The organism is Streptomyces hyaluromycini, assembly GCF_002217755.1.
Classification (GTDB): Bacteria; Actinomycetota; Actinomycetes; order Streptomycetales; family Streptomycetaceae; genus Streptomyces; species Streptomyces hyaluromycini.
Genome location: NZ_BCFL01000024.1, coordinates 243,875 through 258,867, shown reverse-complemented (window position 1 = coordinate 258,867; position 14,993 = coordinate 243,875). Strand labels below are relative to the sequence as shown.

13 protein-coding genes are annotated in these 14,993 nt (G+C 70.0%); 11 read left to right on the top strand and 2 right to left on the bottom strand.

The genetic code is table 11. The features are described 5' to 3' along the window. Positions 1-63 precede the first annotated feature (63 nt). The 3 genes from SSP29_RS31970 (at position 64) to SSP29_RS31960 (ending at position 4,015) form a co-directional block, all read left to right on the top strand. Positions 64-951 carry a FadR/GntR family transcriptional regulator gene (locus SSP29_RS31970; RefSeq protein ID WP_089104330.1) on the top strand — a complete coding sequence of 296 codons (888 nt, stop codon included), beginning with the start codon at positions 64-66 and terminating at the stop codon, positions 949-951. A 518-nt stretch (positions 952-1,469) separates the two neighbouring features. After that, entirely contained in the window at positions 1,470-3,026 is a 1,557-nt protein-coding gene (locus SSP29_RS31965; protein WP_089104460.1) for an RNA polymerase sigma factor, read from the top strand. Positions 3,027-3,148: 122 nt separating this feature from the next. Beyond that, positions 3,149-4,015, top strand: a complete 867-nt coding sequence (locus SSP29_RS31960) for a serine protease (protein WP_089104329.1) — start codon at positions 3,149-3,151, stop codon at positions 4,013-4,015. Between the two features lie 99 nt (positions 4,016-4,114). On the opposite strand, the gene SSP29_RS31955 is transcribed toward SSP29_RS31960, so the two are convergent. Then, positions 4,115-4,345 (bottom strand): DUF7455 domain-containing protein, encoded by a 231-nt coding sequence (locus tag SSP29_RS31955; protein WP_089104328.1) that lies wholly within the window; start codon positions 4,343-4,345, stop codon positions 4,115-4,117. Between the two features lie 440 nt (positions 4,346-4,785). On the opposite strand from SSP29_RS31955, the gene SSP29_RS31950 reads away from it, so the two are divergent. From SSP29_RS31950 to SSP29_RS31925, 6 genes are all read left to right on the top strand, one after another. After that, positions 4,786-6,909 carry a DNA gyrase/topoisomerase IV subunit B gene (locus SSP29_RS31950; RefSeq protein ID WP_089104327.1) on the top strand — a complete coding sequence of 708 codons (2,124 nt, stop codon included), beginning with the start codon at positions 4,786-4,788 and terminating at the stop codon, positions 6,907-6,909. Positions 6,910-7,877: 968 nt separating this feature from the next. Beyond that, on the top strand, positions 7,878-8,411 hold the full coding sequence (locus SSP29_RS31945; RefSeq protein WP_089104326.1) for a CcdC protein domain-containing protein: 534 nt from the start codon (positions 7,878-7,880) through the stop codon (positions 8,409-8,411). Next, positions 8,408-9,559: a sensor histidine kinase gene (locus SSP29_RS31940; protein WP_089104325.1), complete on the top strand. Its 1,152-nt coding sequence runs from the start codon at positions 8,408-8,410 to the stop codon at positions 9,557-9,559. The genes SSP29_RS31945 and SSP29_RS31940 overlap by 4 nt, the downstream gene beginning before the upstream one ends. Further along, positions 9,556-10,233, top strand: coding sequence for a response regulator transcription factor (locus tag SSP29_RS31935; RefSeq protein WP_089104324.1), 678 nt, complete (start codon positions 9,556-9,558; stop codon positions 10,231-10,233). The genes SSP29_RS31940 and SSP29_RS31935 overlap by 4 nt, the downstream gene beginning before the upstream one ends. A gap of 69 nt (positions 10,234-10,302) precedes the next feature. Then, positions 10,303-10,860: a DUF485 domain-containing protein gene (locus SSP29_RS31930; RefSeq protein ID WP_089104323.1), complete on the top strand. Its 558-nt coding sequence runs from the start codon at positions 10,303-10,305 to the stop codon at positions 10,858-10,860. After that, positions 10,857-12,449 carry a monocarboxylic acid transporter gene (locus SSP29_RS31925; protein WP_089104322.1) on the top strand — a complete coding sequence of 531 codons (1,593 nt, stop codon included), beginning with the start codon at positions 10,857-10,859 and terminating at the stop codon, positions 12,447-12,449. The genes SSP29_RS31930 and SSP29_RS31925 overlap by 4 nt, the downstream gene beginning before the upstream one ends. Before the next feature lie 15 nt (positions 12,450-12,464). On the opposite strand, the gene SSP29_RS31920 is transcribed toward SSP29_RS31925, so the two are convergent. Next, the gene (locus SSP29_RS31920; RefSeq protein WP_089104321.1) at positions 12,465-13,157 is read right to left on the bottom strand and encodes a response regulator; all 693 of its coding nucleotides are present in this window, start codon (positions 13,155-13,157) and stop codon (positions 12,465-12,467) included. A gap of 158 nt (positions 13,158-13,315) precedes the next feature. Between SSP29_RS31920 and SSP29_RS31915 the strand changes: the two genes are divergently transcribed. Then, the gene (locus SSP29_RS31915; RefSeq protein ID WP_089104320.1) at positions 13,316-14,131 is read left to right on the top strand and encodes an ABC transporter ATP-binding protein; all 816 of its coding nucleotides are present in this window, start codon (positions 13,316-13,318) and stop codon (positions 14,129-14,131) included. After that, complete coding sequence (locus SSP29_RS31910) at positions 14,121-14,987, top strand: ABC transporter permease (protein ID WP_089104319.1); 867 nt, start codon at positions 14,121-14,123, stop codon at positions 14,985-14,987. Before SSP29_RS31915 ends, SSP29_RS31910 begins: the two co-directional genes overlap by 11 nt. Positions 14,988-14,993: the final 6 nt, after the last annotated feature.

The window sequence follows — 14,993 nt, the reverse complement described above, 5'->3', positions numbered from 1 at the left end:
CCCTTTCGTGTGCTTTTCACCAAAGACCTCAAGGGAGTTGGAGGCAGCGCCGACAAAGGATCCGTGAGTACCCTTGCGCACACCATGATGACCGCCGCCCGCTCCGCAGACTCTGGTCTGGTCGGCCCGGGCGAACTCGACCGCTACCCCTATGCGGAGGTCCCCGCCACCGATCGTGTGGGTACGCCCTCCTGGGAGGGTGCGGATCCGGAGCTGGGCCGTGTGGGCCGGCGCGCCGCGGGCAGCCGCGGCCGCGGACTGCACGGCCAGCTCGTCCAGCAGCTGGGTCAGATGATCGTCTCCGGCGACCTGGGTGCGGACCGCCCTCTGGTCCCCGAGGAGATCGGCCAGCGTTTCGAGGTCTCCCGCACCGTCGTCCGCGAGTCCCTCCGGGTCCTGGAGGCCAAGGGCCTGGTCAGCGCCCGCCCGAACGTCGGCACGCGCGTGCGTCCCGTCAGCGACTGGAACCTCCTCGACCCGGACATCATCGAGTGGCGGGCCTTCGGGCCGCAGCGGGACGACCAGCGCCGTGAGCTCAGCGAGCTGCGCTGGACGATCGAGCCGCTGGCCGCCCGCCTCGCCGCCGGGCACGGGCGTGAGGACGTCCAGCAGCGCCTGTGCGACATGGTCGAGATCATGAGTCACGCCATGGCGCAGGGTGACGCGCTGACCTTCTCGCGCGCCGACGCCGAGTTCCACTCGCTGCTCATCCAGATCGGGGGCAACCGCATGCTGGAGCACCTCTCCGGCATCGTGTCGGCGGCGCTCCAGGTGTCCGGCGGCCCGGTCACCGGCTGTGAGCGGCCGAACGAGGCGTCCCTGGCCCAGCACGCGCGGATCGTCGACGCGCTCGGCACCGGCGACGGCACCGCGGCCGAATCGGCGATGCGCCAGCTGCTGACCATCCACCCCGAGGTGGAGCGCGTGGTGCCCGCACCGCGCGAGCACTGACCCGCGTCGAGAGCGGTGTGCTCGGTCAGTGCCGTGGCCTCGGGGCGCCGTCGGTCCGGGAGTCTGCTTCCGCCGCCGGCCGCCGCCGGGCCCCGCCGGAGCCTCAGGGGATCCGGCGGGGCCCGGCGGCGCGGCGGGGCCGGTGCGGTGCGCGGTGACCGGCCTGCGACGGGTTCCGCAGCGGTCGTACGATCAGCTCCGCGGCTGCCGTGCGACAGGCTTCGTGGCGGTCCGAACGGCCCGGAGAGATCGTCAACGGCAACCTCTGCCCACATCTGGCCGTTTTTGAGCGCTTACGGGGTGTGACTCGGGCCACGTAGATTGGGCGTAACGCTCTTGCGAACAACGCGATGACCTAAGAGGTGACAGCCGCGGAGGGAATACGGACGCCATTCATGGCGCTGTGAATCTTCCCGGCCCCCCGCCCGCGCCGTCGGCCCATCCCCAAGCCGGCGGTCGGCTCCAGTCCGTCCCGGACGGGGCCGGAAGCCGTTTTCCAACGTTCCGAGAGGTTGTTCGTGTCGGCCAGCACATCCCGTACGCTCCCGCCGGAGATCGCCGAGTCCGTCTCTGTCATGGCTCTCATTGAGCGGGGAAAGGCTGATGGGCAGATCGCCGGCGACGATGTGCGTCGGGCCTTCGAAGCTGACCAGATTCCGGCCACTCAGTGGAAGAACGTACTGCGCAGCCTCAACCAGATCCTTGAGGAAGAGGGTGTGACGCTGATGGTCAGTGCCGCGGAGCCCAAGCGCACCCGTAAGAGCGTCGCAGCGAAGAGTCCGGCCAAGCGCACCGCCACCAAGACGGTCGCGGCGAAGACGGTGACCACCAGGAAGGCCACCGCCACGGCCGCCCCGGCCGTGGCTCCCGCAGCCGTCGCGGACGATCCGGCCGAGGAGGCGGCGCCCGTGAAGAAGGCCGTTGCCAAGAAGGCCGCCCCCACCGCCAAGAAGGCGGCCGCGAAGAAGACCGCGACCACCGCCGCCAAGAAGACGGTGGCCAAGAAGACCGCCGCCAAGAAGGACGACGTCGAGGTCCTTGAGGACGAGGTCCTCGAGGAGGCCAAGGCGGGCGCCGAGGAGCCCGAGGGCGCCGAGAGCGCGGGCTTCGTCCTGTCCGACGAGGACGAGGACGACGCGCCGGCGCAGCAGGTCGCCGCGGCCGGTGCCACCGCCGACCCGGTCAAGGACTACCTCAAGCAGATCGGCAAGGTCCCCCTGCTCAACGCGGAGCAGGAGGTCGAGCTCGCCAAGCGCATCGAGGCCGGTCTGTTCGCCGAGGACAAGCTGGCCAACGCCGACAAGCTCGCCCCGAAGCTCAAGCGCGAGCTGGAGATCATCGCCGAGGACGGCCGCCGCGCCAAGAACCACCTCCTGGAGGCCAACCTCCGTCTGGTGGTCTCCCTGGCCAAGCGCTACACCGGCCGCGGCATGCTCTTCCTGGACCTCATCCAGGAGGGCAACCTCGGTCTGATCCGCGCGGTCGAGAAGTTCGACTACACCAAGGGCTACAAGTTCTCCACGTACGCCACCTGGTGGATCCGCCAGGCGATCACCCGCGCCATGGCCGACCAGGCCCGCACCATCCGTATCCCGGTGCACATGGTCGAGGTCATCAACAAGCTCGCGCGCGTGCAGCGCCAGATGCTCCAGGACCTGGGCCGCGAGCCCACCCCGGAGGAGCTGGCCAAGGAACTCGACATGACCCCGGAGAAGGTCATCGAGGTCCAGAAGTACGGCCGTGAGCCGATCTCCCTGCACACCCCCCTGGGTGAGGACGGCGACAGCGAGTTCGGTGACCTCATCGAGGACTCCGAGGCCGTCGTCCCCGCCGACGCCGTCAGCTTCACGCTGCTCCAGGAGCAGCTGCACTCGGTGCTGGACACCCTGTCCGAGCGCGAGGCCGGCGTCGTCTCCATGCGGTTCGGTCTCACCGACGGTCAGCCGAAGACCCTCGACGAGATCGGCAAGGTCTACGGCGTCACGCGTGAGCGCATCCGCCAGATCGAGTCCAAGACCATGTCGAAGCTGCGCCACCCGTCGCGTTCCCAGGTGCTGCGCGACTACCTCGACTAGGTCGCGGTCGTACGACGTCGAAGGCCCGGTCCCCTCGCGAGGGAGCCGGGCCTTCGCGCTGCGGCTCGCGGTGCGCTGCATGACTCTGGGTGTCCCGGTACCACCCAGAGTGAGGAGCGTGCATGCGCCGTTCTGTTGCCCCGGTCCTGATCCGGCCGCTGATCCTGGCGGCCGTCGCCACGGCCATACCGCTGGCCACCACGCCTTCCGCCGCCGCAGACAGCGTCGTGGTCGGCGGCTTCCCCGTCGACGTCTCCCAGGCCCCGTGGACGGTCGCGCTGTCCAGCCGTGACCGGTTCGGGGGTACCCGGGCCGGCCAGTTCTGCGGCGGGGTGGCGATCGGGCGGACCACGGTGCTGACCGCGGCCCACTGCCTGGCCGACGAGGTCGTCGGCAGGCCGTCCGACCCGGTCCGCGACCTCAAGGTCGTCGCGGGCCGCACGGATCTGCTCGCCGCGCAGGGGCAGGAGATCCCCGTCACCGGCGCCCGCGTCAATCCGGGCTACGACCCCGACGCCAACACCGGTGACTTCGCGGTCCTCACCCTTGCCGAGCCCCTGCCCGGCGACGCGGTCATCGCGATGGCCCCCCGGGGGGACACCGCCTACAGCCCCGGCACCAGTGCCCTGGTCTCGGGGTGGGGTGACATCACGGGCGGCGGCGACTACTCGCGCCGGCTGTACGCGGCGCGGCTCCATGTGCTGCCCGACGAGACGTGCGAGCGGGCCTATCCCGGCGGCGCCGACGGCACCTACCGGGCGGACTCGATGGTGTGTGCGGGCGAGACCCGGGGCGGCCCGGACGCCTGCCAGGGCGACAGCGGAGGCCCGCTGGTCGCCGACGGGAAACTGATCGGGCTCGTGTCGTGGGGGAGCGGCTGCGGGCGCCCGGGGAATCCCGGCGTCTACACGCGCGTCTCGGAGGTCGTACGGGCGCTGGGCCCCGGCGGTGCCCTCAGTGGCTCACGCCGGCCTCACGCGCGCTCCTGACGGCCTCTACGCGGCTACGACGAGGGCGGCCGCTCCCCTGGAGGAGCGGCCGCCCTTCACCGGCCTGTGCCGGAGCTGGCTCGTCGTGGATGCGAGAGGTCAGCGCTCATCTTCCGAGGCGATGGCCGGAACGGTGGTCAGCCGCTCCGTCTCGTCCTGTATCTCAGCGGCGATCTTCTTGAGTTCCGGCTCGAACTTGCGACCGTGGTGGGCGCAGAAGAGCAGTTCTCCGCCGCTGAGCAGCACGACGCGCAGGTATGCCTGGGCGCCGCAGCGGTCGCAGCGATCGGCGGCCGTCAGGTGGCTCGCGGGGGTCAGAACAGTAGTCACGTCGCCTCTTCTCTAGCTCGACGAGCTGTCGTACCAGGGTCAACATCCAACCAGCCCGAAAACGTTCCCGCTCGGGGCTTCTCCTCGAAAAAAATCTTTCGAGGTGGCCGTCTGCTGCCGGTTGGCGGCGAATGTGCCGTATTGCGTTTCTTGAGTGCTTACGGGTTCGCGCGGTTCATCGGTCTCATCCTCCCGGCCGGGTTGCCGGTTGTTTGTGAGGACGTGCCCGGAGCCTAAATGGTTCATGCCTCGAAGGGAACGTGATATGTACTTCACTCCATCGAGGGATCGAACACGTATACGACGTTGGACTAGTGTGAGTTCACGACGAGGGTGGCGTTACAACGGCTCTACCAGGCCTCGGTACCCTCTGAGCGGCGACCGAAGCCGACCCCTTACCCCAAAGGGGCCCCATTGAAATTCAGCGAGGAGCGAACCGCGTGACCGCCGATACGTCCGTGCCGTCCACTGCGCTGCTGGCAGGAGCAGACCGGGACGGCTCCAACTACACCGCGCGGCACCTGCTCGTCCTTGAGGGCCTGGAAGCCGTGCGCAAGCGTCCCGGCATGTACATCGGCTCGACCGACAGTCGCGGCCTGATGCACTGCCTGTGGGAGATCATCGACAACGCCGTGGACGAGGCCCTCGGCGGCTACTGCGACCACATCGACGTCATCCTCCACGACGACGGCTCCGTCGAGGTCCGGGACAACGGCCGCGGTATCCCCGTGGACGTCGAGCCCAAGACCGGCCTGTCCGGAGTCGAGGTCGTCATGACCAAGCTGCACGCCGGCGGCAAGTTCGGAGGCGGCTCCTACGCCGCCTCCGGCGGTCTGCACGGCGTCGGTGCCTCCGTGGTCAACGCGCTCTCCGCGCGTCTCGACGTCGAGGTCGACCGCGGCGGCAGCGTGCACGCCATCAGCTTCCGCCGTGGCGTGCCGGGAGCCTTCACCGGCGTCGGCCCGGACGGCAAGTTCGAGGCCGGGAGCGGGCTGCGCAAGACCAAGAGGGTGCCCAAGACCCGCACCGGCACGCGCGTGCGCTACTGGGCCGACCGCCAGATCTTCCTCAAGGACGCCAAGCTCTCCCTGGACACGCTCCACCAGCGTGCCCGCCAGACCGCGTTCCTGGTGCCCGGCCTGACCATCGTCGTCCGGGACGAATACGGCCTCGGCGAGGGCGGCAGCAAGGGTGAGGAGTCGTTCCGCTTCGACGGCGGAATCAGTGAGTTCTGCGAGTACCTGGCCACCGACAAGCCGGTCTGCGATGTCCTCCGCTTCTCCGGACAGGGCACCTTCAAGGAGACCGTCCCGGTCCTGGACGAACACGGCCAGATGACCCCCACCGAGGTCACCCGTGAACTCGGCGTCGACGTGGCGCTGCGCTGGGGCACCGGTTACGACCAGAACCTCAAGTCGTTCGTCAACATCATCGCCACGCCCAAGGGCGGCACCCACGTGGCCGGCTTCGAGCAGGCCATCCGCGAAACCCTCAACGAGGCGCTGCGCGCCAAGAAGCTGCTGCGCGTCGCCGAGGACGACATCGTCAAGGACGACGCTCTGGAGGGCCTCACCGCCGTCGTCACCGTCCGGCTCGCCGAGCCGCAGTTCGAGGGCCAGACCAAGGAGGTCCTCGGTACCTCGGCGGCCCGCCGGATCGTGAACGGCGTGATCACCAAGGAACTGAAGGCGTTCCTCACCTCCACCAAGCGGGACGCCGCCGCCCAGGCTCGCGTGGTCATGGAGAAGGTGGTCGCCGCCGCGCGCACCCGCATCGCCGCCCGCCAGCACAAGGACGCGCAGCGCCGCAAGACGGCCCTGGAGTCCTCGTCCCTGCCCGCCAAGCTCGCCGACTGTCGCAGCGACGACGTCGAGCGCAGTGAGCTGTTCATCGTCGAGGGCGACTCCGCGCTCGGTACGGCGAAGCTCGCCCGGAACTCCGAGTTCCAGGCGCTGCTGCCGATCCGCGGCAAGATCCTCAACGTCCAGCGGTCCTCGGTGACGGACATGCTGAAGAACGCCGAGTGCGGGGCGATCATCCAGGTCATAGGGGCGGGCTCCGGCCGCACCTTCGACATCGACGCCGCCCGCTACGGCAAGATCATCATGATGACCGACGCCGACGTCGACGGCTCCCACATCCGCTGCCTGCTGCTGACGCTGTTCCAGCGCTACATGCGGCCCATGGTCGAGGCCGGCCGGGTCTTCGCCGCGGTGCCGCCGCTGCACCGGATCGAGATCGTCCAGCCCAAGAAGGGCCAGGACAAGTACGTGTACACGTACTCGGACCGTGAGCTGCGCGACAAGCTCATGGAGTTCCAGAGCAAGGGCATCCGGTACAAGGACTCCATCCAGCGCTACAAGGGTCTCGGCGAGATGGACGCCGACCAGCTGGCCGAGACGACGATGGACCCGCGCCACCGCACCCTGCGCCGCATCAACCTCTCCGACCTCGATGCGGCCGAACAGGTCTTCGACCTGCTGATGGGCAACGACGTGGCTCCTCGTAAGGAGTTCATCTCCAGCTCGGCGGCGACGCTGGACCGGTCGCGTATCGACGCGTAGCCGCTGCGCGGGCTTGGGCCGAAGAGGCGGTCGGCGGGCCGGGGCACGGTGGTCCGGGGTGTGGTGGGCCGGGCAGCGGTGGTCGGGGGTGTGGTGGGCCGGGCAGCGGTGGTCCGGGGCGTTGTGGGCCGGCAGCGGTGGCCCGGGGCGTTGTGGGCCGGCAGCGGTGGGGTGCGCGCTGTCCGGCCGTCCGTTCCGGCCAGTAGGCCCGCCGGCTGCCCCGCCAGACGCCGACCGGCCGTTCCGCGGGGCGCCTCCCGCTGGTCCTGCGGGGTGTCGACCGCCCGTTTCGCGGGGTGCTGAGCCGTGTGTCGCGGGGGTGTCGACCGGGGTCGTTTCGCGAGGGGTCTGTTCGGCTGTGCTGCGGGGTGTTCGGCGGCTGTGCCGGGGTGTCGGCTGGTCGGTTCGCGAGGTGTCCTCGCTGCGCTGCGGAGTGCCCGCCGGTTGTCCCGGGGTACCGACCGGCCGCTTTCGCGAACTGCCCGTCGGCTCTGCCGCGAGCTGCCTCCGGGCTGTCTGCGGGCTGCCTGCGAACTTTCCTGCGCGATGCCAACCCGGCCGTTCTGCGAGATTCCCACCGCCGACCCGTCCGGGACCCATCGGCTCATCCGAGACCCATCGGCTCATCCGAAGCCCGTAGGTCTGTCCGAAGCCCGTAAGTCTGTCTGAGGCCCGTAGGTCTGTCCGAGGCCCGTGGGTCTACGCGAGGTCCATCGGTCTACGCGAGGTCCGCCGGTCCGTCAGAGGCCCTTCGGCGTACCTGAGGCCCTTCGGCGTACCTGAGGCCCTTCGGCCGACCCTGCGGCCCCGCGGGTGGTTCTCCACCTGGGGGTGGAGAGATTCCGCTCGCTGGAATCCACCCGTGATCCACCCTCGCTCCGATCTGCTGACCTGCGCATTTCCGTAGCGTCGAAGGCGTCGGCAGCTCCCGCTCCCGGCACCGCCCCTTCCCGCTCACGGAGGCTCTGATGTCCGGGCTCGTCAACACGTTGCTGATCGTGGCCGTCGTCGTCGTGGTGATCGCGCGCCAGTTCCGCGCCCGCCCGATCAACGCCGGACGGCGCTGGTGGCTGCTGCCCGTGATCCTCGCGGTCGTCGCGCTGCGCGAACCCGGCATACTCGACGCCCATCACCGCACCGAGTCCGCCCTGCTGCTCGCCACCGAGGTGCTGGTGGGGCTGGGGATGGGCGCCGGCTGGGCCTGGACGACCCGGGTGTGGACGGAAGCCGACGGTGTCGTCTGGACCAAGAGCACCAAGGCCAGCGGGGCCGTCTGGTTCGCCGGCATAGCCGTGCGTGTCGGTCTCTACGCCTTCGGAGCCGTCGTCGGCGTCCATCAGGAGAGCTCCGCCCTGATGCTGGGCCTGGCGGTCACCCTGCTGGTCCGCTCCGGCATCCTCGTCTGGCGTGCTCAGTCGCTCCCCTCCGCCGCGTCCGTGAGCGGCCCCGCCCGGGCGTACGGTGACGACATGGCTGGGGTCACGAGGAAGGAAGGCGTGTGACGGAGAACGCCTGGACACGCTGGCCTTCGCGAGAAGCGCTGAGCCGTGAGGGGCTCTCCCGGCCCCGGCGCTTCCTCGCCTGGGGCGTGCGACTGCTGGTCCTCGCCCTGCTGCTGTGGAGTGCCTACAACCAGTCGCACGTCCAGGGCTGGGGCGTGGCTGCGGCCGTGGCGGGGGTTCTCCTGACCGCCGTCGTCTCCTGGGGATTCTTCCGGACCACCTACGCCCACCGGCTCGTGCCCTCCCTGGCGCTGATCACTGTCCTCCTGGCCATCGCGGTCGTGGCGGAGATCACCGGCTTCCGGGGACCGGCCCTCGTGATCTGGTGCGGCTGCGGCATCTCCGCCCTGGAGCGGTTGCCGGTCGCGATCGCCCTGCCCGTCGCGTCGATGGGCCTGGCCTCGTACTCCGCGTTCAACAACGACGTATGGCTCACCACCGCGGCCACCGTCGTCGGAATGGCTCTCGCCGGCTATGTCATGAGACTCGACGCCGAGGCCCGGGGCGGCGCCCAGCGGCTGCTTGCCCAGGAGCGCGCCGCGAGAGCGGCCGAGGCCGAGTCGGCGGCTCTGGCGGAGCGGGCCAGGATCGCAAGGGAGATCCACGACGTGCTGGCCCACAGCCTCTCCGCCCAGATGGTGCACCTGGAGGCCGCGCGGCTGCTGATCGAGCGCGGAGCCGACCGGGAGCAGATCCTCGAACGGGTGGTGGCCGCCCGGGGAATGGCCCGCGCCGGGCTCGCCGAGACCCGTCAGGCCCTGTCCGCCCTGCGCGGTGAGCTCACCCCGCTGGAGGACTTCCTGACCGAACTCGTCGGCTCGACCGACGGCGCCGAGGTCACCGTCACGGGGGAACGCAGATCCCTGCCCGCGGAGGCGTCGCAGACCGTACGACGCGTCGCCCAGGAGGCGCTGACGAACGTCCGCAAGCATGCCCACGGCGCCAAGGTCCGTGTGCGGCTGGACTACAGCGAGCACGAAGTGACGCTGAACGTACGCGACTCGGGCGGTCGTCCCGGCGAACTCGCCGGCGCCGGCAGCGGGTACGGTCTGCTCGGTATGCGGGAGCGGGCCGAGTTGCTGGGCGGGTCGCTGGAGGCGGGACGTGATGACGAGGGGTTCGAGGTGAGGTTGAGGGTGCCGGTATGACGGAGGGGGAGAAGAAGCCCGCGCGGGTCGTGGTCGCCGACGACCAGACAGTGGTCAGGGAGGGCATCGTGATGCTCCTCGGGCTGCTGCCCGGCGTGGAGGTCGTCGGAGCGGCAGGCGACGGGGAGGAGGCCGTCCGGCTGGTCGCCGAACTCTCCCCGGACGTGGTGCTGATGGACCTGAGGATGCCGCGCTGCGACGGCGTGGAGGCGACCCGGCGGATCCGGTCGGAGTACCCCGGGACCCAGGTCGTGGTGCTCACCACGTTCGCGGACGACGAGTCGCTTTTCCCGGCGCTGAGAGCCGGCGCCCGTGGCTACCTCACCAAGGACGCGGGCGGTGACGAGATCGTGCGAGCCGTGGAGAGCGTGCTGTCGGGAGACGCGGGGCTGTCGCCGAGCATCCAGCGGCGGCTGCTGGAGCGGCTGTCGCAGCCCGAGCCGGTGCCGGTGGCCACGGAGGCGCCGGACGGGCTGACCGCGCGGGAGACCGAGGTCCTGGTGCTGATCGCCGAGGGGCTCACCAACCAGGAGATCGCCCGGAAGCTGCACGTCTCCACCGCGACCGTGAAGACACACATCAACAACCTGTTCGCGAAGACAGGGCTCAAGGACCGGGCCCAGGCGGTGCGTTACGCCTACGGGAAGGGATTGGTTCGGCCACCAGCGGATTGAGTCACCTGATGGGGTGAAGAGCCAGGGGAAGAAGAGTCAGGGATCTTCCTGATCTGTCCATCCTTGGGCATGCAGTCAAGCAACGGGCGTCACCGCGACGGCGGGGGCGGCTCCGAGAGTTCGTCCGGGCGGCACGAGGACCAGGGCGAGTACGGCACGGCCTCCCGAGAAGTCAGGTACGAGGACCCCTGGTACGACGCACTGGCCTCCGGCTGGGGCGAGCCGGACGGCACCGGGGGGCCGGCTCCCGCCGTACCGGGGGCGCGAGCGGGGCGGGAAGAGGCGGCTGTTCGCGCCCGTGACGTGTATCTGGAGGTGCAGCGCAGCGCGGCCTTCCAGGAGGTGCGCAGCCGCTACCGGAGATTCGTGGTGCCGGGGGTCGCGATCTTCCTCACCTGGTACGTGGGGTACGTGGTGACGGCCACTACGGCGCCCGGGCTGATGGCGCGGCCAGTCGCCGGAGCGGTGAACGTGGCGATGGTCGCGGGGCTCGGACAGTTCCTCACCACGTTCCTGCTCACCTGGGCCTACGCCCGGCACGCGCGGTTGCGCAGGGACCGCGCCGCGCTGGAGCTGCGCTGGGACACCCAGGAGCTGACCCGGGGCGCCCGGGGCGGTGTGTCATGACGGGCCATCATCAGACCCTGGCGCTGGTGCTGTTCAGCGCGTTCGTCGCCGTGACGCTCGGGATCACCACGTGGGTGAGCCGGAAGCGGCATGGTTCGGCGGAGGAGTTCTATGCCGGCGGGCGGCTTTTCTCGCCGATGGAGAATGGTTTTGCCATCGCGGGCGACTACATGTCGGCGGCCTCCTTTCTCGGGGTGACGGGGCTGATCGCGCTGTTCGGCTACGACGGGCTGCTGTATGTGGTCGGCTTCCTGGTGGCGTGGCTGGTCGTGCTGTTCCTGGTGGCCGAACTGGTGCGCAACTGCGGGCGGTTCACGCTGGCCGACGTGATCGCGGCGCGGATGACCGAGCGGCCGGTGCGGATCGCGGTGGGCACGTCCTCGGTCACCGTGTCCGTTCTCTATTTGGTGGCGCAAATGGTGGGGGCGGGCAGCCTGGTCGCGCTGCTGCTCGGGCGGACCAGCGAGGCGGCGCAGGCGTGGACGGTCATCGGGGTCGGCGCGCTGATGGTGATCTACGTGTCGTTGGGAGGGATGCGGGCCACCACCTGGATCCAGATCGTGAAGGCGGTTCTGCTGCTGAGCGGGACGGTGGCGCTGACCGTGCTGGTGCTGCTGCACTTCCACGGGGACATCGACCGGCTGCTGTTCACGGCCGCCGAGCGCAGTGGGCACGGGAAGGCGTTTCTGGCGCCGGGGCTCAAGTACGGCGGGAGTTGGAGCGCGCGGCTGGACTTCATCAGCCTGGGGCTGGCGCTGGTGCTGGGCACGGCGGGCCTGCCGCACATCCTGTCCCGCTTCTACACGGTGCCGACCGCGCGGGCGGCACGGCGTTCGGCGGTCTGGTCGATCGGGCTGATCGGGAGCTTCTACCTGATGACGATCGTGCTCGGCTTCGGGGCGGCGGCCCTGGTCGGCCCCGACGCGGTGCGCGCGTCGAACGCGTCGGGGAACACGGCGGTTCCGCTGCTGGCCCTCGACCTGGGCGGCGGCGCGGGCTCCACAGGTGGAACGGTTCTGTTCGCGATCGTCGCCGCCGTAGCCTTCGCGACGATCCTCGCCGTGGTCGCCGGGATCACCCTCGCCTCCTCGGCGTCCGTCGCCCACGACCTCTACGCCACCCTGCGCAGGCCGCACGCCAGGCACCGCGGCGAGGTCGCGGTGGCGCGCACGGCGGCGGTCGGCATCGGTGTCGTGGCGATCGCCCTCGGTCTGCTGGCCCGTGACATGAACGTCGCCTTCCTGGTGGGGCTCGCGTTCGCGGTGGCGGCCTCGGCGAACCTGCCGGTGCTGCTGTACTCGCTGTTCTGGCGGAACTTCACGACACGCGGCGCGGTGTGGGCCGTATACGGCGGGCTGGTGCCCGCGCTGGCGCTGGTCGTGCTGTCCCCGGTGGTGTCCGGGAGCCCTGGCGCGCTGTTCCCGGGGGTGGACTTCCAGTACTTCCCGTTGCAGAACCCGGGGATCGTCTCCGTCCCGCTCGGCTTTCTGGCCGGCTGGCTGGGCACGGTCACCTCGGACGAGGTCCCGGACGAGGCCAGGCACGCGGAGACGGAGGTGCGGTCGCTGACGGGGGCGGGGGCCGTGTAGAGCGCACCGAAACGGCTACGGCGCGACCCAGGCGTAGCGGTGCTCAGGGCGGCCCGTGTCGCCGTACTTCAGGGAGAGGCTGAGACGGCCGGCCTGTTCCAGGTGGCGGAGGTAGCGCTGGGCCGTGGAGCGGCTCAGGCCGGTCTCGGCGGCGACCTCGTGGGCGGAGAGCGGATGGTCGGCGCGGTGCAGGACGCCGCAGATGAGGTCCGTCGTGGGCTCCGACTGGCCGCTGGGCAGGCCGGGCATGGACAGCGCCGGTGAGGTGCGCAGGGCGCCGAAGATCCGGTCGACCTGCTCCTGGCCCGTCAGGCCCCGGCCGCCGACCCGGTCGACGGTACGGCGCAGGGCCGCGTAGGAGTCCAGGCGGGTGCGCAGGGCGGCGAAGGTGAACGGTTTGACCAGGTAGTGCAGGGCGCCCAGGCGCATCGCCTTCTGGACGGTCGTCACATCGCTGGCCGCCGTGATCATGATGACGTCGGTGCCGTGGCCCTGCTCCCGCATCTGGTGGACGAGTTCGAGGCCGGTCCGGTCCGGCAGGTAGTGGTCCAGCAGGACCAGGTCGATGGTGCCGCGGTTCACGGCGGCCAGGGCCTGGGCGGCGCTGTGCGCGCGGGCGGCCACCCGGAAGCCGGGAACCTTCCCCACGTACTTGGCGTTTATCTCGGCGACGCGGAAGTCGTCATCGACCACCAGGACGTCAATCATCAGGCCTCTCCTTCAAGGCCGGCGAGCGTTAAGCCCGTGTTTCGGCTCCGCAGTTGTAGCGCGAGCAAAAAGAGCACAACAGATGCTTGCGAGCAAAAGAACGGCTTGCGCCCAGAAGACTGCTGTCGTGGTCCGGGTCACACCTACCGTCCCGGCCCATGAGCGCAGACACCAGCCCCGCCATCGAGCTGCGGGGCGCGAGCAAGATCTTCAAGACCCCGTCGGGGGGTCTGCACACGGCTGTCCGCGACCTCGACCTCACCGTGGGGCGTGGTGAGTTCGTGGCCGTCGTAGGGCCGACGGGTTGCGGCAAGTCCACCACGCTGACCCTGGTCAGCGGGCTGGAGGAGCCCAGTGAGGGCGAGGTGCTGGTGGCCGGTGAGCCGGTCGCCGGCGTCGGCGACAAGGTCGGTTTCGTCTTCCAGCAGGACGCCACCTTCCCCTGGCGGACCGTGCTGTCCAACGTGATGGCCGGGCCCCGCTTCCGGGGCGTGCCCAAGGCGGAGGCCAGGGAGAAGGCCCGCGCCTGGCTGGCCAAGGTCGGTCTCGCCGCCTTCGAGGACCGTTATCCGCATCAGCTCTCCGGCGGCCAGCGCAAGCGCGTGGCGCTCGCCGCGACCTTCGTCAACGACCCCGAGATCCTGCTCATGGACGAGCCGTTCTCCGCGCTCGACGTGCAGACCCGGGCCCTGATGTCGGACGAACTCCTTGAGCTGTGGGAGGGCACGGGCGCCTCGGTCGTCTTCGTCACCCACGACCTGGAGGAGTCCATCGCGCTGGCCGACAAGGTCGTCGTCATGACCGCCGGGCCCGCGACCGTGAAGCAGGTCTTCGACATCGACCTGCCCCGCCCCCGCAAGGTCGAGTCGGTGCGTCTGGAGCCGCGGTTCATCGAGATCTACCGCGAGATCTGGGAGTCCCTCGGCGAAGAGGTCCGCATCACCCGTGAGAGGGGTGCCGCCCATGTCGCCTGACACCCTCAGCACACCGGTCGTCGAGACGGCCAAGGCGGTGCCGGACCGCGCCCGGTCGCGGGCCCAGGCCGCCCGCAGACGCAAGGCGATCGTGTTCGCCGTGCGCGTCCTGCTCCTGGTGGCCGTCCTCGGCCTGTGGGAGGTCCTGTCCCGGGCCAAGGTCATCGATCCGTTCAACTTCTCGATGCCGTCGAAGATCTGGGACCAGATCTGGACCTGGGTGACCCACGGCACCGCGCTCGGCCCCCTGGGCGAGCAGATCTGGTACACGCTCTACGAGGCGCTGCTCGGCTGGGTCATCGGTGTCATCGCCGGTGTGGTCTTCGGTATCGCGCTGGGGCGGATCAGCTTCCTCGCAGATGTCCTTGGTCCGTACATCAAGGTGCTCAACTCGATCCCCAGGATCGTGCTCGCCCCGATCTTCGTGATCTGGTTCGGGCTCGGCGCGTCCTCCAAGGTCGCCTCGGCCGTCGTGCTGGTGTTCTTCCCGGTGTTCTTCAACGCCTTCCAGGGCGCCCGCGAGGTCGACCGCAACCTGGTCGCCAACGCCCGGATCCTCGGCGCGAGCGACCGCAGGGTGACCCTCCAGGTCGTCATCCCGTCGGCCACCTCGTGGATCTTCACCAGCCTCCACGTGAGCTTCGGCTTCGCCCTCATCGGCGCCATCGTCGGCGAGTACATCGGCGCCACCAAGGGCATCGGCCTGCTCGTCGCGCAGTCGCAGGGCACCTTCAACGCGGCCGGTGTGTACGCCGCGATGGTCATCCTCGCCGTCGTCGCGCTCGCCGCCGAAGGGCTGCTCACCTTCGTCGAGCGCCGCATCTTCCGGTGGAAGCCGTCGGACTCCGACAGCTGACCGCCC

Bases quoted from the DNA above. Each gene is read 5' to 3' on its own strand.
- SSP29_RS31935 (WP_089104324.1), top strand. From the start codon at position 9,556: ATGACGGAGGGGGAGAAGAAGCCCGCGCGGGTCGTGGTCGCCGACGAC.
- SSP29_RS31920 (WP_089104321.1), bottom strand. From the start codon at position 13,157: ATGATTGACGTCCTGGTGGTCGATGACGACTTCCGCGTCGCCGAGATA.
- SSP29_RS31930 (WP_089104323.1), top strand. From the start codon at position 10,303: ATGCAGTCAAGCAACGGGCGTCACCGCGACGGCGGGGGCGGCTCCGAG.
- SSP29_RS31925 (WP_089104322.1), top strand. From the start codon at position 10,857: ATGACGGGCCATCATCAGACCCTGGCGCTGGTGCTGTTCAGCGCGTTC.
- SSP29_RS31960 (WP_089104329.1), top strand. From the start codon at position 3,149: ATGCGCCGTTCTGTTGCCCCGGTCCTGATCCGGCCGCTGATCCTGGCG.
- SSP29_RS31910 (WP_089104319.1), top strand. From the start codon at position 14,121: ATGTCGCCTGACACCCTCAGCACACCGGTCGTCGAGACGGCCAAGGCG.
- SSP29_RS31945 (WP_089104326.1), top strand. From the start codon at position 7,878: ATGTCCGGGCTCGTCAACACGTTGCTGATCGTGGCCGTCGTCGTCGTG.
- SSP29_RS31915 (WP_089104320.1), top strand. From the start codon at position 13,316: ATGAGCGCAGACACCAGCCCCGCCATCGAGCTGCGGGGCGCGAGCAAG.